23 protein-coding genes are annotated in these 22,690 nt (G+C 70.5%); 5 read left to right on the top strand and 18 right to left on the bottom strand.

What is annotated here, in order from left to right; all coding sequences use genetic code 11:
- Positions 1-17: 17 nt before the first annotated feature.
- From IDM40_RS03640 to IDM40_RS03650, 3 genes are all read right to left on the bottom strand, one after another.
- Positions 18-377 carry an NADH-quinone oxidoreductase subunit A gene (locus tag IDM40_RS03640; protein WP_017613772.1) on the bottom strand — a complete coding sequence of 120 codons (360 nt, stop codon included), beginning with the start codon at positions 375-377 and terminating at the stop codon, positions 18-20.
- 148 nt (positions 378-525) lie between these two features.
- Positions 526-1,830: a geranylgeranyl reductase family protein gene (locus tag IDM40_RS03645; RefSeq protein ID WP_193120470.1), complete on the bottom strand. Its 1,305-nt coding sequence runs from the start codon at positions 1,828-1,830 to the stop codon at positions 526-528.
- Between the two features lie 478 nt (positions 1,831-2,308).
- Entirely contained in the window at positions 2,309-3,019 is a 711-nt protein-coding gene (locus IDM40_RS03650) for a demethylmenaquinone methyltransferase (RefSeq protein WP_193120471.1), read from the bottom strand.
- 228 nt (positions 3,020-3,247) lie between these two features.
- On the opposite strand from IDM40_RS03650, the gene IDM40_RS03655 reads away from it, so the two are divergent.
- Complete coding sequence (locus IDM40_RS03655) at positions 3,248-3,910, top strand: winged helix-turn-helix domain-containing protein (protein WP_193120472.1); 663 nt, start codon at positions 3,248-3,250, stop codon at positions 3,908-3,910.
- Entirely contained in the window at positions 3,907-5,223 is a 1,317-nt protein-coding gene (locus IDM40_RS03660; protein ID WP_193120473.1) for an MFS transporter, read from the top strand. Before IDM40_RS03655 ends, IDM40_RS03660 begins: the two co-directional genes overlap by 4 nt.
- Before the next feature lie 19 nt (positions 5,224-5,242).
- Here IDM40_RS03660 and IDM40_RS03665 read toward each other — a convergent pair whose 3' ends face one another.
- A complete protein-coding gene (locus IDM40_RS03665) occupies positions 5,243-5,701 on the bottom strand; it encodes a DUF4229 domain-containing protein (RefSeq protein WP_193120474.1) in 459 nt (152 codons plus the stop codon).
- A 400-nt stretch (positions 5,702-6,101) separates the two neighbouring features.
- Between IDM40_RS03665 and IDM40_RS03670 the strand changes: the two genes are divergently transcribed.
- Together IDM40_RS03670 and IDM40_RS03675 are read left to right on the top strand one after the other, a co-directional pair.
- Positions 6,102-6,302 (top strand): BldC family transcriptional regulator, encoded by a 201-nt coding sequence (locus tag IDM40_RS03670; protein WP_017613778.1) that lies wholly within the window; start codon positions 6,102-6,104, stop codon positions 6,300-6,302.
- 94 nt (positions 6,303-6,396) lie between these two features.
- Positions 6,397-6,753: a PLD nuclease N-terminal domain-containing protein gene (locus IDM40_RS03675; protein WP_193120475.1), complete on the top strand. Its 357-nt coding sequence runs from the start codon at positions 6,397-6,399 to the stop codon at positions 6,751-6,753.
- Between the two features lie 138 nt (positions 6,754-6,891).
- Here IDM40_RS03675 and ccsB read toward each other — a convergent pair whose 3' ends face one another.
- The 12 genes from ccsB to IDM40_RS03735 form a co-directional block, all read right to left on the bottom strand.
- Positions 6,892-7,893, bottom strand: coding sequence for a c-type cytochrome biogenesis protein CcsB (ccsB, locus tag IDM40_RS03680; protein ID WP_193120476.1), 1,002 nt, complete (start codon positions 7,891-7,893; stop codon positions 6,892-6,894).
- A gap of 3 nt (positions 7,894-7,896) precedes the next feature.
- Positions 7,897-9,513 (bottom strand): cytochrome c biogenesis protein ResB, encoded by a 1,617-nt coding sequence (gene resB / locus IDM40_RS03685; protein WP_193120477.1) that lies wholly within the window; start codon positions 9,511-9,513, stop codon positions 7,897-7,899.
- Positions 9,513-10,331, bottom strand: coding sequence for a cytochrome c biogenesis CcdA family protein (locus IDM40_RS03690; RefSeq protein ID WP_193120478.1), 819 nt, complete (start codon positions 10,329-10,331; stop codon positions 9,513-9,515). Before IDM40_RS03690 ends, resB begins: the two co-directional genes overlap by 1 nt.
- Positions 10,331-11,065 carry a TlpA family protein disulfide reductase gene (locus IDM40_RS03695; RefSeq protein ID WP_193120479.1) on the bottom strand — a complete coding sequence of 245 codons (735 nt, stop codon included), beginning with the start codon at positions 11,063-11,065 and terminating at the stop codon, positions 10,331-10,333. The genes IDM40_RS03690 and IDM40_RS03695 overlap by 1 nt, the downstream gene beginning before the upstream one ends.
- A 280-nt stretch (positions 11,066-11,345) precedes the next feature.
- Positions 11,346-11,549 carry a helix-turn-helix domain-containing protein gene (locus IDM40_RS03700; protein ID WP_017575831.1) on the bottom strand — a complete coding sequence of 68 codons (204 nt, stop codon included), beginning with the start codon at positions 11,547-11,549 and terminating at the stop codon, positions 11,346-11,348.
- Between the two features lie 241 nt (positions 11,550-11,790).
- The gene (locus tag IDM40_RS03705) at positions 11,791-12,588 is read right to left on the bottom strand and encodes a phosphatase (protein WP_193120480.1); all 798 of its coding nucleotides are present in this window, start codon (positions 12,586-12,588) and stop codon (positions 11,791-11,793) included.
- Between the two features lie 202 nt (positions 12,589-12,790).
- Positions 12,791-13,951, bottom strand: coding sequence for an acetoin utilization protein AcuC (locus IDM40_RS03710; RefSeq protein ID WP_193120481.1), 1,161 nt, complete (start codon positions 13,949-13,951; stop codon positions 12,791-12,793).
- 217 nt (positions 13,952-14,168) lie between these two features.
- Complete coding sequence (locus tag IDM40_RS03715) at positions 14,169-15,656, bottom strand: YbbN family protein (protein ID WP_193120716.1); 1,488 nt, start codon at positions 15,654-15,656, stop codon at positions 14,169-14,171.
- Positions 15,657-16,071: 415 nt separating this feature from the next.
- Positions 16,072-16,893, bottom strand: a complete 822-nt coding sequence (gene proC, locus IDM40_RS03720; RefSeq protein ID WP_328806926.1) for a pyrroline-5-carboxylate reductase — start codon at positions 16,891-16,893, stop codon at positions 16,072-16,074.
- A gap of 69 nt (positions 16,894-16,962) precedes the next feature.
- A complete protein-coding gene (locus IDM40_RS03725) occupies positions 16,963-17,901 on the bottom strand; it encodes a sugar phosphate isomerase/epimerase family protein (protein ID WP_193120483.1) in 939 nt (312 codons plus the stop codon).
- Positions 17,902-18,051: 150 nt separating this feature from the next.
- Complete coding sequence (locus tag IDM40_RS03730) at positions 18,052-18,636, bottom strand: C40 family peptidase (protein WP_193120484.1); 585 nt, start codon at positions 18,634-18,636, stop codon at positions 18,052-18,054.
- Between the two features lie 228 nt (positions 18,637-18,864).
- Complete coding sequence (locus IDM40_RS03735) at positions 18,865-19,803, bottom strand: SGNH/GDSL hydrolase family protein (RefSeq protein WP_193120485.1); 939 nt, start codon at positions 19,801-19,803, stop codon at positions 18,865-18,867.
- A 205-nt stretch (positions 19,804-20,008) separates the two neighbouring features.
- Between IDM40_RS03735 and radA the strand changes: the two genes are divergently transcribed.
- A complete protein-coding gene (gene radA / locus IDM40_RS03740) occupies positions 20,009-21,382 on the top strand; it encodes a DNA repair protein RadA (RefSeq protein WP_193120486.1) in 1,374 nt (457 codons plus the stop codon).
- Between the two features lie 21 nt (positions 21,383-21,403).
- On the opposite strand, the gene IDM40_RS03745 is transcribed toward radA, so the two are convergent.
- Together IDM40_RS03745 and IDM40_RS03750 are read right to left on the bottom strand one after the other, a co-directional pair.
- Positions 21,404-21,778: an SSI family serine proteinase inhibitor gene (locus IDM40_RS03745; RefSeq protein ID WP_193120487.1), complete on the bottom strand. Its 375-nt coding sequence runs from the start codon at positions 21,776-21,778 to the stop codon at positions 21,404-21,406.
- 126 nt (positions 21,779-21,904) lie between these two features.
- Complete coding sequence (locus IDM40_RS03750) at positions 21,905-22,627, bottom strand: hypothetical protein (RefSeq protein WP_193120717.1); 723 nt, start codon at positions 22,625-22,627, stop codon at positions 21,905-21,907.
- Positions 22,628-22,690: the final 63 nt, after the last annotated feature.

Here is a 22,690-nt window from a genome sequence, read left to right on the forward strand (position 1 = left end):
GATCGTGGGTGCGTCGGTCAGTCCCATTCGAGGCCTCCGCGGCGCCACTCGTAGGCGTAGGCGATGGAGACGTTCACCAGGAAGAGCACGATCGCGATCAGGCCGAACCAGCCCAGGGCATCGAAATGCACGGCCCACGGGATGAGGAAGATGATCTCGATGTCGAAGATGATGAACATCATCGCCGTCATGTAGTACTTCACGGTGAACCGGCCGCCGCCCGCCGGCTGGGGGGTGGGCTCGATGCCGCACTCGTAGGACTGCATCTTGGCGCGGTTGTAGCGCTTCGGCCCGAGGAGGGCCCCGGCGACCATCGACACGACCACGAAGGCGGCGCCGATACCGCCGAGCACGAACAGCGGTGTGTACAGCTCCACCGTCAGCCTCCTTCGGACAGGCGCTCGCCCGAGGGCCTCGGAGCGCTTGTGATTGCGTTCACTTGCACGGGTTCTTCTCTGATTCGTCCCGTCGGCGACTGGGGCCCGGGGCGGGTGCGGCCCGCCCCGGGAACGGACGCGGCTCGGCTCAGGCGGCCGGCGCGATCTTCGAGAGGCCGTTGATGACGCGGTCCATCGCGTCCCCGTTGTCCGGCTCGGTGAGGTTGGCCATCATCTTGAGGCCGAACTTCATGAGGGTGCGCTGGCGCAGGCCGTACTTGGTCGCGTACTTCATGAAGTCGGGCTGGCCGATCACCTTCACGAAGTAGCGGCCGAGCGTGTAGTAACCGCCGTAGGTCTGGCGCAGCACCTCGGGGTAGCGCAGGAGCGCACGCTCGCGGGTCTGCTGCGTCGGGCGCCCGTGCGCCTGCACGACCACGTCGGCGGCGATGCGGCCCGCCTCCATGGCGTAGGCGATGCCCTCGCCGTTGAAGGGGTTGACCATGCCGCCGGCGTCGCCGACGAGCATGAGGCCGCGCGCGTAGTGCGGCACCCGGTTGAAGCCCATGGGCAGGGCGGCGCCCCGCACCTTGCCGCGCTGGTTCTCCTCGGTGAACCCCCACTCCTCGGGCATGGACTCGGTCCAGCGGCGCAGGAGCTTGCGGTAGTCCACGTCCTGGAAGGAGGCGGTGGAGTTGAGGATGCCCAGACCGACGTTGCTGGTGCCGTCGCCGACGCCGAAGACCCAGCCGTAGCCGGGGAGCAGCACGTCCTTGTCGCCGCTGCGGTCCCACAGCTCCAGCCACGCCTCGAGGAAGTCGTCGTCGTGCCGCGGACTGTCGAAGTAGGTGCGCACGGCCACGCCCATCGGACGGTCGTCGCGCTTGCGGATGCCCATGGCCACGGACAGGCGGGAGGAGTTGCCGTCGGCGGCGATCACGAGCGGGGCGCGGAAGCTCACCGGCTCGCGGTCGGCGTTCTTGGCGTTCACGCCGATGATGCGGTTGCTGCGCTCATCGATGACGGGGCCCGTGACGTTGGTGCGCTCCAGGAGCTTGGCCCCGGCGTGCACAGCGCGGTCGACCAGGATCTGGTCGAAGTCGTAGCGGGTGCGCACGAGGCCGAAACCCGGGTATTCGCCCAGGTCGGGCCAGGGGAGCTCAAGGCGGGCCCCGGATCCGACCAGGCGCAGGCCGTGGTTCTTGACCCAGCCCTCGTCCTCGAACGTGACGCCCATGGCGGTGAGCTGCTTGACGGCCCTCGGGGTCAGTCCGTCGCCGCAGACCTTCTCGCGGGGGAAGGAGGTCTTCTCCAGCAGGAGGACGTCCATCCCGGCCTGGGCCAGGTAGTAGGCGGTCGTGGCGCCGGAGGGGCCGGCCCCGACGACGATGGCGTCGGCGTCGTATGCGATCCGTTCCCGGCCTCTGGGAGCGGAGGTGGCTGTCTCACTCACGGGTTTGGTCCTCGGCTGCTCGCGGGGATGCTGCGCGGCGGCCCGCTGCGGGGTGACGGGCGTACCACTCGGGGTGCTGTATCCGGTTGGGGACGTTCGGCATGTCCGACATGGGAAGTATGGGCCACGTCTCTGAGTCTTGTGAAGGACTTCACAAAGCTCTTTTCCGAAGTCTAGACCACTCCTGACCCACAAAGCGAACCCCAGGGGGTATGAAGAACGCGCTATACACAATCTCCCCATCGGCCACTGTTGCTCTCATCAGGAACGAATCCGCCATTACGGGACAGACATGCAGCTCAGGTTTGTTTCAGGCGCATCGGGCCACACGCGGCCACCCCCGGAGACACAAAAACCCCGAGGAAGGGGGTCTTCCTCGGGGTGTGCGGGCCTTTCGGCCCATCGACCCTCGCGCACCGCGTGAGGGCTTTATGTTTTTCTATGCACGCTCATGCATGAATGCGTGCGATGTCGGGTTTTACTGGTCGCGGAAGCCCCGGTGCATGGCCACGATCCCGGTGGACAGGTTGCGCCAGGCGACGCGGGACCATCCGGCCCCCTGCAGACGTCGTGCCAGCTCGGGCTGTTTGGGCCAGGCCATGATCGACTCGGACAGGTAGTCGTAGGACTCCCCGCGCCCGGACACGAAACCCGCGATCTTGGGCAGCGCGCCCATCAGGTAGGTGGCGTAGAGCTTGTCGACGAACTCCACGGGGATGTGACTGAACTCGCAGATGACCATGCGCCCGCCGGGCTTGGTCACGCGGTGCAGCTCGCGCAGGGCCTGGTCGACGTCGGCGACGTTGCGCAGGCCGAAGGAGATCGTGACGGCGTCGAAGGTCTCGTCGGCGAAGGGCAGATGGAGGGCGTCGCCGGCCACGAAGGTCACACCCGCTCGGGAGGCGCCGCCGCGGCGCTCCACCCCGGTGCGGAGCATGCCGAGCGAGAAGTCGCAGGCGATCACCCGGGCGCCCCCGGCCGCGATGGACTCCGAGGAGGTTCCGGTCCCCGCGGCCAGATCGAGGACCAGCTCGCCGCTCTGCGCGTCGACCGCGTTGACCACGGACTTGCGCCAGAGGCGGTCCTGGCCGAGCGAGATGACGTCGTTGACGAGGTCGTAGTTCTCAGCGATGCCGTCGAACATCGCCGCGACGTCCTGGGGCTTCTTGTCGAGCTTGGCGCGGGTCATGGACCAAGACTAAAGGGCCCTTGCGCGCGCCCCGACCCCGCCCGCCCGTCCGTGAGCGGGGCGGGGCGGCGGGAACGGGAAGCGGCCGGGCGACCCGCCCTTTTCCCGCATATCCGGAACCGAACAACTCAGCACGCACGGGTCCCACGGGAAACCGATCCCGTCTCACCCAACATTTCTTGGCCAATACACCTTGGCCAAGGAATCTTGGGCCTCTACCGTCAGGGCATGGACGAATCGATCCCCCGTTCCTCCGTCCCCTCCCCCGAGCCCTCCCCCGAGCCCTTCTCCGACGCGCTCGTGCTCGACGCCCGCTCACTGCGCGGAATCGCCCACCCGTTGCGGTGGCGGATCCTCACCCTTCTGCAGCGGCGCGGACCGTTGACCGGAAAATCCGTCTCCGAAGCACTGGGCCGCACCTCGGCCTCGGTCAGTTACCACCTGCGCCAGTTGCATGCCTACGGCTTCATCGCCGAGGACCCCGAACTGGGCACGAGCCGGGAACGCTGGTGGCGGGCCCCGCACGCCGGCATCCGGTTCCCCGAACACCTGGACACCGACGCACCCGAGCTCGCAACGGCCACCCGCGCCACCATGGCCGTGATGTGGGGCGAGCGCCTCACCGCCGCGGTGGAAGCGTGGTCGGCCCAGCCCGAGGAGTGGCGCGACGCCCAGGGGATGGCCGACCGCCTGACCCAGCTCACCGCCGAGGAGTCGGCCGCACTGCGCGAGGAGCTGCGCCAGGTGCTCGACCGGTACCACCGTGCGCCGGGCCCGGAGGCCGACACCGAGGCGCCCGGCAGCCGTGTCGTGCAGGTCCAGCTCGCGCTCTTCCCGAGTCCGCACCCCGCCGACCAGCGCCCCTCCGAGCCCGACGGACAGGAACGGTGAGGCCCCGGCCCGTGCTCGGGCTGGTCGCGGCCCAGAGCCTCGCCTACATGGGCACCCGCCTGGCGATGATCGCGCTGCCCTGGTTCGTGCTCCAGACGACCGGGAGCCCCGCCCACATGGGTGTGGTCACCGCCGTGGAGATGGGCGCCTACGGGGTGGCCCGGCTGCTCGGCGGGCCGGTCATGGACCGGATCGGGCACCGCACCGTGGGGGTGTGGGCCGACGCCGTGGCCGCGCTCGCGCTGCTCGGTGTTCCGCTGCTGCACACCGCCGACCTGCTGTCCTTCCCGGTGCTCCTGGTGCTGGTGCTCCTCGTCGGCCTGTCCACCGGGCCCGCGGAGGCGGCCAAGGTGTCGCTGACCCCGTTCGCGGCCGAGGCCTCCGGGACCCCGGTGGAGCGGGTCGCGGGGCTCACCGGCACGGTCGAGCGGCTCTCCTCGACCGTCGGCCCGGTGGTGGCCGGCGCGATCGTCGCGGCCGCCGGGGTGGTGCCCGCCTTCCTCCTCAACGCCGGGCTCATGCTCGGCGCCTCGCTGGTCCTGCTGCTCCTCGTCCCGCGTGAACGCCCGGGCGTGGACGACCGGGAGGACCCCGAGGCCGGGGCGGGGTACCTGGAACGCCTGCGCACCGGGTGGACCGCGGTGTGGGGCGACGTGCCGCTGCGTGTGGTGGCGGCGGTCCTGCTGGTCACCAACGTCATCGACATGACCGTGATGGCGGTGATCCTGCCGGTGTGGGTGGACGCCGGGGGCCACGGGCCGGAGACGGTCGGGTTCATCGCCGGCGTCATGGGCGCCACGGCGATCGCGGGTTCGGCGCTCGCCGCCTGGGTGGGGCACCGGCTGCCGCGGGTGGCGGTGTTCGTCACCGCCCTGCTGATCACCGGGGCACCGCGCCTGCTCGTGCTCACCCTCGACGTCCCGCTGTGGACCGTGCTCGTGGTGTGGGGCGTGAGCGGGTTCGGTAGCGGCTTCCTCAACCCGATCCTGTCCGTGGTGATCCTGGAACGCCTGCCCCGCCACGTGGTCGGGCGCGGGATGTCGATGATGGGCGCGTTGACCCGGCTGGGTATCCCGCTCGGAACCCCCGTGCTGGGCGCCCTGGTGGGGCTGGTGGGGGCCGCCCCGGTCCTGGTGGCCTCGGCGGCGGTCTACCTGCTGGTCGCGTCGGTCCCGGTGCACCGCCGCATCAGGGCCGGGATCCGGCGCCCCTCGCCCGAGGACACCGACGGCGACGGCACCCCCGGTGAGGGCGAGGACCCCGGGAACGACGAAGGCCCGGCCGGACCACCGCGGGTCGGCCGGGCCGGGTGAGGCTCCGTGGGAAAGGGGCTCAGGCGTCCTTCGCCTCGGCCTCGGGCGCCTTCTCGGGCCGGAGGCGGGGCCGTTCCCCGGCCTCGTCCTCCGAGTCCGTCCGAGCGCTCTCGTCGCCGCCGGCGGGCTCCTGGGCGGCCTCGGCGGGGTCGGTGCCCTCGGCGGCGGGCCGGTCGTCGGTGGCGTACCCGTCGGCCTGCTGGGGCTCCTCCGCGGCCTCCTGCAGGTGGTCCTCGCGCGAGGCGGCGTCCTCGAGGCGGTCGCCCAGGCGGTTGCCCCGGCGCTGCTCGCTGCGCTCGACGATGTTCTGCGAGATCTGGTCGCGCCACTTGGACAGCAGCACGTAGGAGGCCAGGCCGCTGATGACCCAGGCCAGGATCAGTGCGATCCACGAACGGGCGCCGAAGAGGTAGACGATCCCGAACGCACCCGCGAAGAGCCCGAGTCGGGCCGCGGTGTAGGTCAGCCAGCTACGCATCAAAAAGCCTCACAACAGACGATTGCCTGGACTAGATTGGTCGCCACGCCCCTGAAGTGCCTCGTGGTCGGCTCCGCGGGCCGTGTCCCGGTTCCGCAGTGGCGCCCTGATGTCCTCCAACCAGGTTAAGGGGAGGTCGCCGACGCACGGCACCAGGTCGGGGTGGTCTGGGTCGCAGCGGTGTGCGCGGCGGAAACGGTTCTGGATTCACAAAGACATGGGATGTTTTCAATCCCGACAGCCGGGACGAGAACATCACGTTCCGGTCACATATCCCGTACTCCTCCCCCCATCACCGCAATTTCTCCGAAAACTAGGGAGGAAACGGACCGACTCGTGCACACTAGGGGATCAAACGCCCGCCTCCCTCAGACTCCAAGGCGGGCACGATTGGGGGAATGTGAAGGTGGAACGAGCGAACGAACGCCTGTTGACCCCCGGGGAAGTGGCTTCACTCTTCCGGGTCGATCCCAAGACCGTGACTCGCTGGGCCGCCTCCGGGCGGATCAGCAGTATCCGCACCCCCGGCGGGCACCGCCGTTTCCGCGAATCGGAGGTGCGCTCGCTGCTGCTCGGAGAACCGAGCGAGAGCACACGCTGAAGGCGCTGAGCCCCACTTCACCCCCGGCCGTGAGACCGGCAACCGCCACGGCACCCCCCGTGTCGGAGAGGCGTCGGCAAGATACGCTTGGGGCATGCTGTGGCTCGGTGGCCTGATCACGTTCGCAACGATCGTTCTGTGGGTGTACGCGTTCTTCGACGCCCTGACGACACCTACGCAAGAGATCCGGAACCTGCCCAAGATCCTGTGGATGGTCGTGATCGTGCTGTTCCCGGCCGTCGGAGCGATCCTGTGGCTGTTCCTGGGGCGCCCGTACCGGTCCGTGCCCGCCCAGGGCGACGAACCCGCCCAGAGCGACCTCGGACGCTCGGCGGACGACCTCGACCCGTCAGACTTCGCCCGGCCCTCGGACCCGTCGCGGCCCCTGGGACCGGACGACGATCCCGAGTTCCTGCGGGACCTCAACCGGCGCATCGACCCGGACGAGTGACCGCGACCGCACTCGAGTGAGAACGTCCGGGCCCCGCCCCGGACGCGCCGAGGGCCGGACCAGGCAGTGCGCCGGGTCCGGCCCTCGATGCGTTCGGGCCCGCCTCGGGAGGGCCGCCCCTCGGGCGGCCCGGTCCCGTCAGGCGTAGGAGTGCAGCCCGCTGAACATGTAGTTCACGGCGAAGAAGTTGAACATGATCGAGACGAAGCCGACCACGTTGATCCACGTCGCCTTCCGGCCGCGCCAGCCGCCGGTGGCCCGCGCGTGGAGGTAGGCCGCGTAGATCACCCAGGAGATGAAGGACCAGACCTCCTTGGGGTCCCAGCCCCAGAATCGGCCCCAGGCCTCGTCCGCCCAGATCGACCCCGCGATGATGCCGAAGGTCCACAGCGGGAACGCGAACAGGATCATCCGGTGCGAGATGCGGTCCAGCAGCTCGGAGCTGGGCAGGCGCCCGGCCACACCGGTGACCACGTCGCCGGCGGCCCGCTTGGCCTCGGTCCGGTGGGCGATGAGGTAGGTGATACCGGCGGCACCGGACACCATGAACGCACCGCCCGCCAGGATCGTGGCGGTCACGTGGATCGGCACCCAGTAGGACTGCAGCGCCGGGATCAGCGGGCCCGGGTCGACGTAGAGCCAGCGCACGCCGATGCCGAGCAGGATCAGCACGGGGATCAGCACGAACGCGCCGAGGAAGCGTGCCTGGAACCGCCATGCGGCGTAGAGGAACGCGCCGACGGCGACCAGGCACATCGCCACGACGAACTCGAACATGTTGCCCCACGGCCACCGGTCGGCGGCCAGCCCGCGGGTGATGATCTGGGCCAGGCTCAGCAGGAAACCGAGCGCGGTGACGGCCAGGGCGATCTTGCCGAGGACGTTCTGTGAGGCGGACGCCTCGCCCTCGTCGGTGCGGACGTTGACGCGGATGTCGTCGTCGCCGCCCTCACCGGTGTTCTCGGCCCCCACGCCCACGGGCATGAGCTTGCCGGACTTGAGCTTGGTGCGGCGGCCGTAGGCGGCCTCGATGGCGAAGAGGAACAGCGCGGCCGCGTAGACGACGATCATCGCGATGATGAGCGTGTCACTGGCCGAGGCCATCGACTCGTCCGCTGGTCCGGCGAGTGTGTACGTCACCGGTCACTCCCTCGTGTTCGTCGACTCTGGAGGGTCGGTCGGGTTGGGAACGTTGTCGTCCGACTCGTCCTTGCGGAGCCGGGCGGCAAGGCTGGTGGTGAGTTCGTGGAACTCCTGGTTGTTGGCGGCGACCTCGGTCTTGCCGAGCCCGGCCAGCACGACCTCGGTACGGCCGTCCTCGCGTTCGGTGGCGCGCACCCAGACACGACGCGGGCGCACGAACAGGGTCACCATGAGACCACCGACCATGGCGACCGCGGCGCCCAGGGCGAAGGGGCGCGATCCGTCACGGTTGGTCTGGAGGCTGACGAACTCGCTGTAGCCGCTGAAGGTGATGGAGCCGGCGTCGTCGGGCAGCTCCCAGGTGTCGCCCATCTCCATGACGGGGGACTCGCCGATCTGCTCCATCCCCTCGGTCTGGAGCTGGTAGACGGACTGGGGTTCGTGCATGCCCAGGTCACCCTCGAAGGCCTCCAGGGTGACCATCGGGTTCTCCGCGCCGGGGAAGGACGAGACGAGCTCGCCCTCCTGGTCCTCCATCGCGGTCGGCAGGAACACGGACGTGAAGCCGAGCTCCTCGCCGCCGGTGTCGGGGACCTTGATGACGCCGTCGGAGGTGAAGCTCATGGTGTCGCGGTACAGGAACGGCACCGCCTGGTCGAAGACGACGTCGCCCTCGGCGTTGCGGACCTCGAACTCGGGGGCGTAACCGTGGCCGAGCAGGTAGACCTGCACCCCGTCGACGGTGAGCGGTTCGTTGACCTCGAGCTCGTGCGTCTGCTCCTCGCCCTCCGGGGACTCCCGGTAGGTGATGTCGGCGGTGTAGGAGTCGGCCTGGCCGCGCAGGTCGCCGTCCTCGATGAAGGTGGCGTCGAAGTTGTCGAGGTGGAGCGTGAACGGCTCCATCTGGTCGGTGTCGGTCCAGTGCCCGGGGTAGATGGCGTCGTAGGCGGGCAGCGTGTTCGCGAAGCCCTCGCCCTCGACCATGAGCATGTTGCCTCGGTAGCCGAAGAACGCGCCGGCGGCCAGGGCCAGGAGCAGGGCGATGAGGGCGACGTGGAAGAGCACGTTGCCGGCCTCGCGCAGGTACCCCGTCTCGCCGGAGACCGAGTCGCCGTAGCGCTCCATGCGGTAGCCCTTGAGCACCGACCGGGCCTGCTCCAGCGCGGTCTCGGGGGCCGCGTCGGTGCTGAAGGTCGCCGCGTACGGCATGCGCTGCAGGTTCTTGGGCGTGCGCACCGGGCGCGCCCGCAACGCCTTGGCGTGGGTGATGGCCCGCGGGATCACGCAGCCGGTCAGCGAGACGAAGAGCAGCAGGTAGATCGCCGCGTACCAGGGCGACGAGAAGACGTCGAAGAGGTAGAGGCTGTCCAGGACCGGGGCCAGGTCGGGGTTCTCCCGGAAGTACTGGTCCACCTCGTCGACGCTGACCACGTTCTGCGGCAGGATCGAGCCGGGGATGGCGCCGACCGCGAGCAGGAACAGCAGGATCAGTGCGGTGCGCATCGACGTCAGGATGCGCCAGGCCCAGCGGAGCCAGCCGGTCAGGCCGAGCCCCTTGGGCTTGTTCTCGGGCGCCCCGCCGGATTCCGGGGGCGCCTCGGACGTGGTCGTGGTCATCAAATCACCGTCTGGAAGTCTGCGGCCCACTGCTGCATGACGATCGTCAGTTCGGTCCACAGACCGCTGACCATCATGAGGCCGACGAGGACGAGCATGAGGCCACCGATGACGGTGACCGTACGCGTGTGCCGCCTGAGCCAGGCGAAGGCGCCGAGGGCGCGCCGGTAGGCCAGCGCCGCCACGACGAAGGGCAGGCCCAGGCCGATGCAGTAGAAGAGCGACAGCAGCATGCCGCGTCCGGCCCCGCCCTCGACGAAGGCCAGGCTCTGCACCGCGGCCAGGGTCGGACCGATGCAGGGGGTCCACCCCAGCCCGAAGAGGATGCCGAGCAGAGGGGCGCCGGCGAGCCCGGCCTTGGGCAGCCAGGTGAAGCGGAACTGGCGCGCGAACCCGGGCATGAGCCCCATGAAGGCCAGGCCCAGGACGATGGTGAGCGCCCCCAGGATCCGCGTGATGGGGTCGGTGTACTCGATGAAGAGGTCGCCGAGCCAGCCGATGAACCCGCCCACGGCCACGAACACGAGCGTGAACCCGGCGATGAACAGGGCACTGCCGGTGACCATCGTCCACCGGCGGGTCTCGAGCACGGCGTCGACCTCGGCGGCGGTCGCGGTGCCGCCCCCGCTGCCTCCGCCGTCACCGTCGCCGGAGGCGCTCTTGATCTGGGTGCCGCTCATGCCGGTGACGTAGGAGAGGTAACCGGGCACGAGCGGGAGCACGCACGGGGACAGGAAGGAGACGAGGCCGGCGGCCAGGGCGAGAGGCGCTGCGAGGAGGAGGGACCCGGTCAGGACGGTTGTGCCGATCGGATCCATCAGTCGGAGCCCTCGGTGTCACCCTCGTCGGAGCCGTCGTCCTCCGCGGGGTCGCCGTCCTCCTCGTCGGCCTCTTCCTGGGCCTCCTGCTCGGCCACGCGGGGCCGGTCCTCGGGGTCGCCGAAGTCGAACTCGGTGACGATCGGGTTCAGCAGGTCGGTGAGCTGGCCGTACGTGGTCGGGCCGATGATGCGCGCGGCGACGTCGCCCTCGGGGTCGATGACCAGGGTGCTGGGGATCGCGCGCGGCGGGACGGTGTCGCGGAAGGCCTGGGAGACCTCGCCGGGCTGGTCGAAGAGGCTCGGGTAGGCCACGTCCTTGTTGGCGGTGTAGGCCTCGGCCGCGGTGCGGTTGTCCTTGATGTTCACACCGAGGAAGTCGACGCCCAGGTCGGCGTACTCCTCGTGGACCTCGTCGAGCACGGGCTGTTCGGTCCGGCAGGGCCCGCACCAGCTCGCCCAGACGTTGATGACGAGGATCTCGCCCTCGTAGTCGCTCAGTGCGACGTCCTCGTCGTCGAAGGTCGTGCCCTCGACGTCGGGGGCCGGGTCGCGCTCGCCCGCGTCGAACACGGTCGCGCTGCCGTCGCCGGCGATGAAGCGGTCGTCCTCCCCGCCGGTCTGGACCTCCGTCCCGCCGGCGCATCCGGACAGGACGAGAGCGGCGGCGGACACGGCCGCCACAGCAGGCGGTGCGGCACGGCGCGGCCGCGCGCCGGTTCTGGTTCTGCGCATCGAGCGAACCTCGCGAACGGGGTGTGAACAGGGCTGACTACAACAACGACAAAGTGTAGTAGACGCCCCGGCAAAGCCGGATCCACCCCGGCGCAAGTGGCGCAAGGTCCTGTGGAGGGGCCCGTCGGAACGGGGACCCGCGGCCGTGTCGTACGGCGGCGGGAATGGAGAGGGGACCGCGGGAAGGGGCGATGCGTGGGGTCACACCGCCCCTACTCGTCGCGGGGTCGGCCGCCGAGGCCCGGACGCACACGTCGTCCTGCCCCGGCCGCCCTGCCGGTCAACCAGCCTCGACGAAAGCCTCGCGGAGGTAGTCGTGCACGGCCCGCTCGGGCACCCGGTAGGAACGACCCACACGAATCGCGGGGAGGTCCCTGGAGTGCACCATTCGGTAAACGGTCATCTTGGACACACGCATGATCGTGGCGACCTCCGCCACGGTCAAGAACCTGACCTCGTCGAGAGGCAGCTTGCTCCCGTTCATCTTCCGACGCCCTCATTCCCGGACGTGAACATTTGTCTACCGTTCGACCCGGCGACAGCGGCGGACGGGCGACCCCGGTACGTGCCCGCCCCAACGCAACGCCAGCGTGTCGTGCTTTCACTTTTGACACGTCCGTTTTCAGAGTAGAGCGGAGTTCCCGTCGGCGAAAGACCGTTTTTACGTCCACCCGCGCACCAGAGGCCCACGATGTTTAACGCTGGGTATAAATGGCCGAACTCGTTCAGAGAAGTCCGGCTCGTGCCAACACGTACTCCCGCAGGGGCGCGTAGTCCTCGGTCAGATATCCGTCGTCCAGAGGCACGGTGACCAGTAGTTTTCCTTCGTGCTCGCCCAGGAACAGGGCCGGGTCGTTGGAGTCGGCGAAGCCCAGTGTCGGCACTCCGGCCTCACCCGCCGCACCCGCGAAACCGTGATCGGCGATGACCAACTGCGGCCACGCCTCACCCCGCCGCGTGAGGGTCTCGAGGACGGCCCGCATCGCGAACGGATGGTGGCTGTGCCGCGGGAGGTGGCCGTCGGTGACGATGCCGATCCCCTCGTCCCACTCGATGGTGCGCCTCGTCGGCGGGCGCTCGGTGGTCACCTCGTAGGAGTAGCCCCCTGCCGCTGTCACCACCGCACACCCGCGTTCGGCGAGCGCGTCCTTCCAGGCCCGGTAGGTCTCCCGGAGTTTGTTGGGGTGCCCCGTCGCGAACATGACCGACTCCTGCCGCTCGGCCGCCAGGGCCAGGCGGTCGGCGAAGGCCTCGAGGGCGTCCACGGTCAGGTCGGGGTCGATGGTGTCGATGCCCCACGTGTAGTCCGCGTCGCCCACCACCCCGCAGTGCTTGTTCATGAGCGCGAGGACCTCGTCGAAGGTCCACTCGTGCCCGAAGGTCAGCCCGAACTGGTGGTAGGGGTCCTTGTCGACGAGCCGCCGGTAGTGCTTCAGGTTGTTCTGGCGAGGCGTGTCCACGTGACCGGCGATCCCGGTCCTCACCAGGTAGGTGATGAGTTCAGCTCGTGTCGGCGGCGTCACCTGCGTCCCCTTCCGTCGTCTGCGCGGGAGACGTGTGGTTACCGCACGGACACCACCGCGTCGACTCCCGTTCGCCCGTACTCAAACGTCTTCCTACCCGCTTCACGCGCCCGACGCGCGGCCGGGGCGGATTCGCGACGTGTTCCGGGTGAGGGCGACGTCGCGGTCACCTCCACCCTTCACGCCGTGGAACACGTTCTCGTCACAGGGTCGGGTCGATCCCGTGGCTGGGAAAGACCGCCGTGCGGGTGGCGTGGATGGCCCGGTCGATCGGGTTGCCGGGGTCGTAGCCCTCCTCGAAGGGCGTGAACGACACCTCGCGGCCGTCGGTCATGTAGAGCGGCGCGAGGTCGCCGGTGCGCTTGCGGACGAAGTCGCGCCAGCCCTGCGGGGTCTCGGCGTCGGGGTCGACCGGTACGCCCGCGGCCTCGGCGAGCAGGTGGCTCCAGGCGCGGGGCACGACCTGCACGAGGCCGTACCCGCCGCCGCCGAAGAGCAGCCAGCGGCCGCCGGCGGTCTTCTGCGCGAGCTGGTGCAGTTCCTGGTAGGCGCGGCGCTGGCCGTCCACGCTCAGCGTGAGGTTCGCGAGCGGGTCGAGGGCGTGGGTGTCGCAGCCCTGCTGGGTCACGAGGATCTCGGGCTGGAACTCGTGCAGCAGCGGCGGGACCACCGCCTGGAACGCGCGGTGCCACCCGTTGTCGCCGGTGCCGGCGGGCAGCGGCACGTTGACGGCGTAGCCCTCGGCGCCGGGGCCCCCGGTCTCGCTGGACAGCCCGGTGCCGGGGAAGAGCGTGGTCGGCGACTCGTGGAGGCTGATCGTCAGCACCCGCGGGTCGTCGTAGAAGGCGTTCTGGACCCCGTCGCCGTGGTGGACGTCGACGTCGACGTAGGCGATGCGCTTGGCGCCCTGTTCCAGGAGCCAGGCGATGGCCAGGGCGGGGTCGTTGTAGACGCAGAAACCCCAGGCGTGGCCGCGCATCGCGTGGTGGAGCCCCCCGGCGACGTTGGCGGCGTGTGCGCTCTGCCCCGTCCAGACGGCCTCGGCCGCGGCCACGGACGCCCCGGAGATGAGCGCGGCGGCGTCGTGCATGTCGGGGAAGACGGGGTTGTCGGCGGTGCCGAGCATGTGCTCGTCGTTGGGCTCCAGGGTGCGCCCGGCCTCCTTGACCGCCTCGATGTAGGAGCGCGAGTGCACGAGGGAGAGGAGCTCGTCGGAGGCGGGCTCGACGTCCAGGAGCTCCACGCCGGGTGCGTCGAGGACGCCGAGCTCACGGGTGAGCGCCATGGTCAGCTCGACCCGGATCGGCGCCATCGGGTGCTGGGGCCCGAAGTCGTAGGTCGTCAGTCCTTCGTCCCATGCCACCCGAAGCGAGCAGGACGTGCGCCCTCCCATGTGGTGACCCCCGTTTCAGGTGTGCGTGCTCCGAAGCACACAGTACGCAAGCGGGGAGGTCTCGCCGAACCCCGGGGTGGTGGCCGGGCACGCACACGGGCGGCCCCGCCGTGCGGAGCCGCCCGTGCCGTGGGGCTTCGCGCGGGCCGGGCCCTCCCTCCGGAGACCTCGGCCACACGCGCCCCGGTCAGCCGCTGACCAGGAAGAAGCAGTCCTCGTAGGACTCGCCGGCCTCGAACTCCATCGCCTCGCCGTGGAGCACGCCGCCCTCGCCGGGGAACCCGACCACGATGCGGTACTCCCCCGGCTTCAGCTCGGCCTCCAGGGTGTCGATGCCGCTGGTGCAGTCGCCCTCCGGCGGCTCGTCGTAGACCTCGCAGTCCTCGCACGCGTCGGCGGTGACCTCGCCGTGCACGCCGTCGGCGCCGACGTAGAGGAGCTTCATCTCGTGCGGGGAGTCGTTGCCGAAGGCCAGCGTCGCGTTGTCGCCGCCGCCCTCGTCGGTGACCTCCAGTTCGAGGGTCTCCTCCCCGACCGCGATGAGCTCGTCCATCTCCTGTTCGACGTAGCCCGCCCCGACGTGCTGTTCGAGGTCCTCGACGTCGTCGGTGCGGTGGTCGGGGTACTCCTCGGCCAGCACCGTGTGCATGTCGTCGGCGGTGTCGGGGTCGCCGGCCTCGAGGCTGTACCAGCCGCAGCCCAGGGCGGCGTCGGGGCGTTCGGAGTCGATCGCGGTCTCCACGCTCGGAGCCGCGTCCCAGTCGAGCCCGGCGAAGAGGTCGATCTCCTCGAAGGCCATGCACTCGTCGGCGGTCCCGTACGAGGAGGTGCCGTCGCGGTAGAGCTCCATCAGGGCGCCGGGGGCCGCATCGGCGGCGTCGGTGCCCTCGTAGTCCTGCGGGATGATCGCGTAGATCTCCTGCGCGCCCTCGTAGTCCTCGTTCTCCGCGAGGTTCTCCGCGTAGTCGAGGTGGATGTCGGCGATCTCTCCGTCGGTGTCCTCCCAGACCGAGCGGGGCATCTCGAAGTAGGAGGCGTAGTCGTCCAGGCCCTCCTCGAACGCCCCTGCCTCGATGCCCTCCTCGGCGCGCTGGAGCTGGGCGCAGGCCTCCGCCCCCTCGCGGGCACGGTCCATGAGCGAGGACGAGAAGGAGATCTGGAAACCGTTCTCGATCCGTTCGTAGGACTCGACGGCGTCGGTGCACCGGCCCTCGCGGTGGAGGTCGTCGGCGCTGCGCAGCTGCCATTCGCCGGTCTGCCACACACCGGTCAGGGACGCGGTCACGGCCAGGACCAGGCCGACGGCGAGCATCAGGGGGCCGCGGGTGCGCTGGAGGGGTTCGCCCCGAATCAGGGCGCGCCGGTCGCGGTCGCGGCCCACGACGAGCCCGTGCACGGCCGAGGCGGTGAGCCAGGCCAGGAAGATCGGCACCCAGATGAGCAGGCTGTCGGCGGCGCCCATGATCCCGGCGGTGATGAGCAGACCGACGGTGATGATGAGCGCGGCGACGAAGAACGGCCACTGCTTGAGGTAGGCGTAACCGGCGCCCAGGCCGGACGCGTTGAGCAGGGCCGTGCGGCACGCGCTGGGCGAGGAGAACAGGCCGAGCTGCGGCGGTCCCGCACCGCCGGGGCCCTGGGGGCCGCCGGGCCCTGCCGGGCCGCCCGGGCCCATGGGGGCTCCGGGGCCCGTGGGACCACCGGGTGCGCCCGGGCCCGGGGGACCGCCCGGGCCTGTGGGACCGCCCGGGCCGCCGTACGGGGGTGTTCCACCGGGCGGCGGGGTGTTCGGGCCCGAGGGTCCGCCCGGGGGCCGGCTCCAGTGCGGAGGAACCGGGCCACCGGGACCGTGCGGCGGCGGGGTGTTCGGACCCGAGGGCCCGTGGGCGTTGTGCGGGTCCCCTCCCGACGACCAGAACGGTCCGGAAGGGGGATGCTCTTGTGTCATGGGGAGCCTGGGGGTGAAGGAGGGATGGGCACGGGGGCTGACCTGCCCCGCGCTCAAGAATAGCGACGGGGGCGACAAAATGGACGTCCAGTACCCGGTTCTGGCCGTTTGCGGCCCCCGCGGCCCCCTCCTGCCCTCCGGCTCAGCTCTGTGACAGCGCGTTGCTCCGGTCGCGTGCGGCCTCGATCGCGTCGGTGAACGCCGTGCGCACCCCGTGCCGTTCGAGCTCGCGCAGCGCCGCGGCGGTGGTGCCACCGGGCGAGGTGACGTTCTCCCGCAGCACGACGGGGTGCTCGCCGGTCTCGTCGAGCATCGCGGCCGCCCCGCTGATGGTGCGGCCCACCAGGCGCTGGGCGGTCGCGCGCGGCATGCCCATGGCCACGCCCGCCTCGATCATGGTCTCGGCGATGAAGTAGAAGTAGGCCGGTCCGCTGCCGGAGATCGCCGTCACGGTGTCCATGTGGCGTTCCTCGATGCGCAGTACCTCCCCGACCGTGCCCAGCAGCTCCTCGGCGCGGTCCAGGTGCTCCGGGCCGGTGTGGCTGCCGCCGGCGACCGCGGTCATGCCCTCACCGACCAGAGCGGGGGTGTTCGGCATGGCGCGCACGACCGGGACGGAGACCGGAAGGTGGCTCTCCAGCGCCTCGGTGGTCAGCCCGGCGGCGACGGAGACCACGAGCGTGTCCGCGGAGAGGTGGTGCCCGATCTGCTGCAGCAGTGCCGGCATGTCGTGGGGCTTGAGCGCCAGCAGCAGGGTGTCCGCCCGCTTGGCGGCCTCCTCGGCCGGGACGGTATCGACCCCGTAGCGGGAACGCAGCTCCGCGGCGTGCTCCTCGCGGGGCTCGGTCACGAGGACGTCGTGGGGCGCGTGGTCCTTGGCCAGCATGCCGGCGAGGAGCGCTTCGCCCATCTTGCCCGCACCGATGATCGCGATCATGAAGAGTCCTTCCTGCTCTCCCTCCACGCTAGAGGGCACCGCGCACCGGCGTGAACGCCGCGTCCCGATCTGTGGACAACGGTGGGGCGAGCCCGGTCACCCGCGGCCGTCGGTGCCGTCCTCGTCGACGGTCCCGGTGGGGTCGACGGAGAAATGGCGCGGCGGCCCGCTGCGCTTGCGGCGCAGCAGGGTGATGCGCTCGCGGCGGTCGGACGGGGGCGCCGCGGCCTGCGGCGAGGGTGAGAAGTGCAGCCGGGTGAAGGCCAGCGCCTCGGCGAGCTCGCGCATGCGCGCCTGGCGGTCGGGGGCCTTGCGCGTGCTGACCTCGAGCACCAGCTGGCCGCCGTACCCGCCGTTGGCCAGGTGTTCGAGCAGCTCGGCGACGGGTTGGCGCCCGCGGCCGGGGATCAGGTGCTCGTCGATGTTCTGTCCGCCGAAGCCGTCGGCGACGTGGACGTGGGAGAGGCGGTCGCCCAGCTGCCGGGCCATGTCCATCGCGTCGGAGCCGGACATCGCGGTGTGCGAGAGGTCGAGCGTGACGTCGGGGTAGTCGCGGTCGAGCGGGTTCCAGCTGGGTGCGTAGGGCACGACCTCGCGCTCGCGCACACGGACCGGGTACATGTTCTCGACCGAGAAGACCACGTCGGTCTCGTCCTGCATGCGTGCGATGCCGCGTTCGAAGTCGCGGGCGTACTCGCGCTGCCACCGGAAGGCGGGGTGCACGACGATGGTGCTCGCCCCGAGGGCCTCGGCCATCTCCTTGGACCGCACGAGCTTGCCCCAGGGGTCCTTGCCCCACACCCGCTGGGTGAGGACGAGGCAGGGCGAGTGCACGGCGGTCACGGGCATGTGGTGGTAGTCCGACAGACGCCGCAGCAGGTCGATGTCCTGGCTCGCCGGGTCGGAGGAGACGAGGACCTCCACGCCGTCGAACCCCAGCATCGCCGCGATCTCGAAGGCGGCCGGGGTCTTCTCCGGGTAGACCGACGCCGACGACAGGACGACGGGCGCGTCTGGGACCTGGATAGGGCTCACCCGACCCAGACTATGCGCTCCCGGCGGGTCCGCGCTTCCGGAGCTCGGCGTGGCGGTGGGGACACGGGCAGCGCCCCGGCCCGGGCATCGGTGCGGTGATGCTCGTGCCGGGGCGCCGGTCTGCGGGGATCATCGGGGCGGTCTCCGGGCTCAGCCGAGGCGGGCAGCCCCGACGAGGTTGGTGTGGTGGACGTCCCGCTCGCCGACGTCTCCCCCGGAGCTGGGCGCGTCGATCATGCGCCCGCCGCCGAGGTAGATGGCGACGTGGTAGGCGGTGCCCCCGTCGGCCCAGTAGAGGAGGTCGCCCCTCTGCGCGTTGCCGTAGGAGACCTTCTGGCCCTGGTCGACCTGGTCCTGGGCGATACGGGGCAGGTCCACACCGGCCTCGCCGAAGGCCCACTGGACGAGCCCGGAGCAGTCGAAGGAGTCGGGGCCGGTGCCACCCCAGGCGTACGGGGTTCCGGCCTGGCTCTCCGCGGCGCTGATGGCCTGCTCGACGGTGTCGGCGGGGAGGGCCTGGTGCACGCGCTCGGCGGAGGGTGTCGGTGGGGAGGAGGGGGTCTGTGCGGTGTGGGCGGCTGCGGGGGCCGCCCCGGAGGCGAGGGCCGCCGCGGCCACTGCCGCCGCGGTGAGTGCGCGTACCCCGCGCGTGGGGTTCCGGTCGGGACGGGCCTGTCGTTCCGGGGAGCGGCGTCGACAGACCCCGGTTTGCTCGTGATGGCGGCGTTCACACATGACTGGCCTCCAGCAGTGACACGGCGGCCCGCGCCCTCATGACGCAGATCTCTGAACCGCGTGCCCCCTATTCGTCACACACAGAGACGTTGATGTCACGGACAGTAGCCATTCTGTGGCCGGAAGTAGGCAAAGCCTGATTGACCTCGGGGCCCCGAAACGCCCACCCGGGCACAAAAACGGCCGCGCCCTGTTCGGAGCACGGCCGAGTCGTGTTACGGGAACGGATCAGGGCACGGGGACACCGAGGGCGTCACTGACGAACGCGGTCGTGGCCTCCATCCCGGCCCGGTTCGGGTGGACCGGTGCGGCGGCGTTCTCGGGGATCACGCCCTCCACCCAGCGCACGTCGGAGGGCTGGCAGGAGTCGTACCCCCGCTCGAAGACGTCGACGAAGGTCGCCCCGTGTGCCGCGGACTCCTCCTCGAGCATCGCGTTGAGGTCGATCTGTGCCTGGTCCAGGTAGGGGACGTCCCCGCTGGAGATCGGGACGGTGGGCCAGCAGCCGTCACTCTCGGGCAGGATCTGCAGGTACCCCACGAACATCACGGTGGCGTCGGGGCTGCGCTCGGCCACGTCCTCGAAGACACCGGCGATGTCGCCGCGCAGCTCCTCGATGCGCTCGTCGAGCTCGTCGCCGTAGTGGTCGGCGCACGGGCTGCCGTTCGGGCTCGTGATGCTGCGGGTGGCGCACTCGATCATCACGTCGGCGAACCCGAAGTCGTTCCCGCCGATGCCGATGGTGACCAGGTCGGTGTCGGCGGTGAGGGCGTCCAGTTGGGGCGGCTGGTCGTCGAACTGGGCCTCGTAGAGGTCCTCGACGACCGCACCGGAACAGCTCACGTCGACGAGCTCGGTGATGCCGAGCTGCTCGGCGAGCATCTTGGGGTAGTTGGCGTCGGACTGCATGCAGCCCAGCAGCGGGGCCTTCTGCTGGACCACGAGGGGCCCGGCGGTGAAGGAGTCGCCGATCGCCACGTACTCCTCGAACGCCGCGGCCTCGGGGATCTCCTCGGCGGCCTCGGCGGTCTCGGCGGCGACGGGGGAGCCGGCCAGGGACAGGCCCAGGAGCGCGACGGCGGGAAGGGCCGCGCGGGCGGCCCATCTGCGCAGGCGCCCCGGGGTGGGGACGGGGGTGTGGACCGGCGTGTCGTCAGTACGGAACACCGGGTCTCCTCTCCTGTGAGCGGGGGTTGATGGAGCGGGGACACGTGGATCTCACGCGACCCCGAAGGACCCTTGTGATGTCTCTAACATGATTGACATTTCCGGTCCCCTGACTCGTAGGTAACTTTCATGTGTCCCGGGGACCCCGACCGTCTTCCTGTGGACGGCGACCGGAGTGTCCCCGGGGGCCGATACCGTGTCGGCCATGGCCAAAGCAGCGAAGTCGACGTTCCGGTGCACCGAGTGCGGATGGTCCACGCTCAAATGGGTCGGCCGCTGCGGCGAGTGCCAGGCCTGGGGAACCGTCGAGGAGGCCGGGGCGCCCGCACCCGGATCCGTCGCCCCCGCCCCCGTGAGCTCCCGCGCCCGGCCCATCACCGAGATCGGTGTGGAGACCGCCGAGGCCGTGCCCACCGGCGTCGACGAGCTCGACCGTGTGCTGGGCGGCGGCGCCGTACCCGGCGGGGTCGTGCTGCTGGCGGGCGAACCCGGCGTCGGCAAGTCCACGCTCCTGCTCGAGGTCGCCGCCATGCGTGCGCGCCAGGGCCCCGTCCTCTACGTCACCGGCGAGGAGTCGGCCGGGCAGGTGCGCCTGCGCGCCGAACGCCTGGACGCGCTCTCCGACCAGCTCTTCCTCGCCGCGGAGACCTCCATCGCCTCCCTGATCAGCCACGTCGACGCGGTCCAGCCGCGCCTGCTCGTGGTCGACTCGGTGCAGACGATGGTCTCCCCCGAGGTCAGCGGGGTTCCGGGCGGCGTGACCCAGGTCCGCCAGGTCACCGGCGCCCTCATCCAGATCGCGAAGGAGCGCGGCATCGCGACCGTGCTCGTCGGCCACGTCACCAAGGACGGCTCCATCGCCGGCCCGCGCCTGCTGGAGCACCTGGTCGACGTCGTCCTGCAGTTCGAGGGCGAGCGCCACTCACAGCTACGGCTGCTGCGCGCGGTCAAGAACCGGTACGGGCCCACCGACGAGATCGGCTGCTTCGAGCTCACCGAAGGCGGCATCGAGGGCCTGCCGGACCCGAGCGGGCTGTTCCTGACCGAGCGCACCGACCCGGTCTCGGGCACGTGCGTGACCGTGACCCTGGAAGGCCAGCGGCCCCTCATCACCGAGATCCAGGCCCTGGTCGCACCCACCCCGCTGCCGGCCCCGCGCAGGGCCACCTCGGGACTGGACACCGCGCGGGTGAACATGATCCTCGCCGTCCTGGAGAAGCGCACCGGCATGAAGCTGGCCAACATGGACGTGTTCACCTCGACGGTGGGCGGCATGCGGCTGGCCGAACCGGCCGTCGACCTCGCGACGGCGATCGCGGCGGGCAGTTCCTTCAACGGCAAGGTCCTGCCCCCGGGGTTCATCGCCATCGGCGAGGTCGGACTGGCCGGGGACGTGCGAGCGGTGACCGGCGTGCGCCGCCGGGTCGCCGAGGCCCAGCGCCTGGGCTTCACCCTTGCGGTCGTGCCCAAGGGCTTCGGCGAGTCGATCCCCGGCATCCAGGTGCACGAGGTCGAGGAGCTCAGCGAGGCCCTCGACCACGTGGCCAAGTACCCCAAGCCGCGCCTGGTCAAGAAGTGACCGCTGGGCGCGCCCGCCCCCCTAGAAGTCGAAGACCGCGCCCTTGGCCAGCCCGAGCAGGCAGGGGTTGCTGAAGGTCTCCTCGTACTCCTCCCACCCCATGGAGGACGCCCGGACGGGGTTGTACTCCATCGTGCACTGGCCGTCCTCCGCCGGGACGGCCTCGATGGAACCGTGCTCCTCGATCAGGTCGCAGGCCTCCTGGGCCCTGGGGTGGGTGCCCTCCGCAGGGAGGCAGTCGAGGCTGACCTGGCGGTACTCACCGGAGTTCTCGAACTCCACCGACAGGACGTAGTCGGCGTCGGTACGCGCGGCCGAGGCCGGGTTGGTGAGGCCGACCGCGAGGGCGGCGGCTGCGGCACAGGCGAGAGCGGGACCGAGGATGGTGCGCTGCACGATGGCTCCAGTGGCTGTGGGATCAGTAGACAGCACACATGGTAACCAGTGCAGCACTCGGTGTACGTGAATTCGGCACAAGAAAGACCCGGCCCGAACATCGGACCGGGTCGGGGTCGGAGGGGATCAGCCGACGCGGAAGCGCAGGTCGTCGGCGCCTTCGCTGTAGGTCCCGCGGAGTTCGGCGTGGTACCAGCCGCTGCCGGCGGCGGAGGTCTCGTCCCGGCAGTCGGAGAAGGAGCGCTCACGGTCCCAGTCGATGGTGTACCGGTGCGTGCGCCCCTGGTCGAGCTGGCGTTCGTCGGACGTGTCGCCCTCACGGCAGTGCGCCGTGGAGTAGACCGAGTCGTCGCCGGAGGTCACGACCATCTCCAGCTCCTCGGGGCCCACGTCGACGGTGCAGGTCTGCTCGCCGGTGTTGACGACCTCGACGATGAACGAGGGGTCGACACCGGACGGGTACTGCTGCTCCTCGCCCTTCTTGTCCTCGAAGTCGAAGGTGATCACCACGTCCTGGGGGCGGCAGGGGTCCTCGGCGCGTTCAGGGGCAGCGATCTCGGCCTCGTCGTCGGAGCCCTCGTCCCCGTCCGAGCCCTCGTCATCACCGCCCTCGGCGCCCTCGTCGTCCCCGCCCTCCGAGGGGTCCTCGCTCGGGGAGGGCTCCTCGGTGGGTTCGGCGTCGTCCTCTTCGCCGTTCCCGTCCTCCTCGGGCTCCTCCGGTGGGACACTGGGTGAGGCCTCGGTGTCATCACCCCCGGCGCCGGCCTGGTTCTGCTGCCCCTCCTCGCCCGCCGAGGGTGAGCAGGCATAGGCCACGATGGCGACCACCACGAGGAAGGCCGCCAACACGAGGGCGCGCCGCTTCCAGTAGGTCTCGCGACTGACAGCTCCTGGGTGTCCGGTACTTGACGC

Source organism: Nocardiopsis coralli, assembly GCF_014892575.1.
Taxonomy (GTDB): domain Bacteria; phylum Actinomycetota; class Actinomycetes; order Streptosporangiales; family Streptosporangiaceae; genus Nocardiopsis; species Nocardiopsis coralli.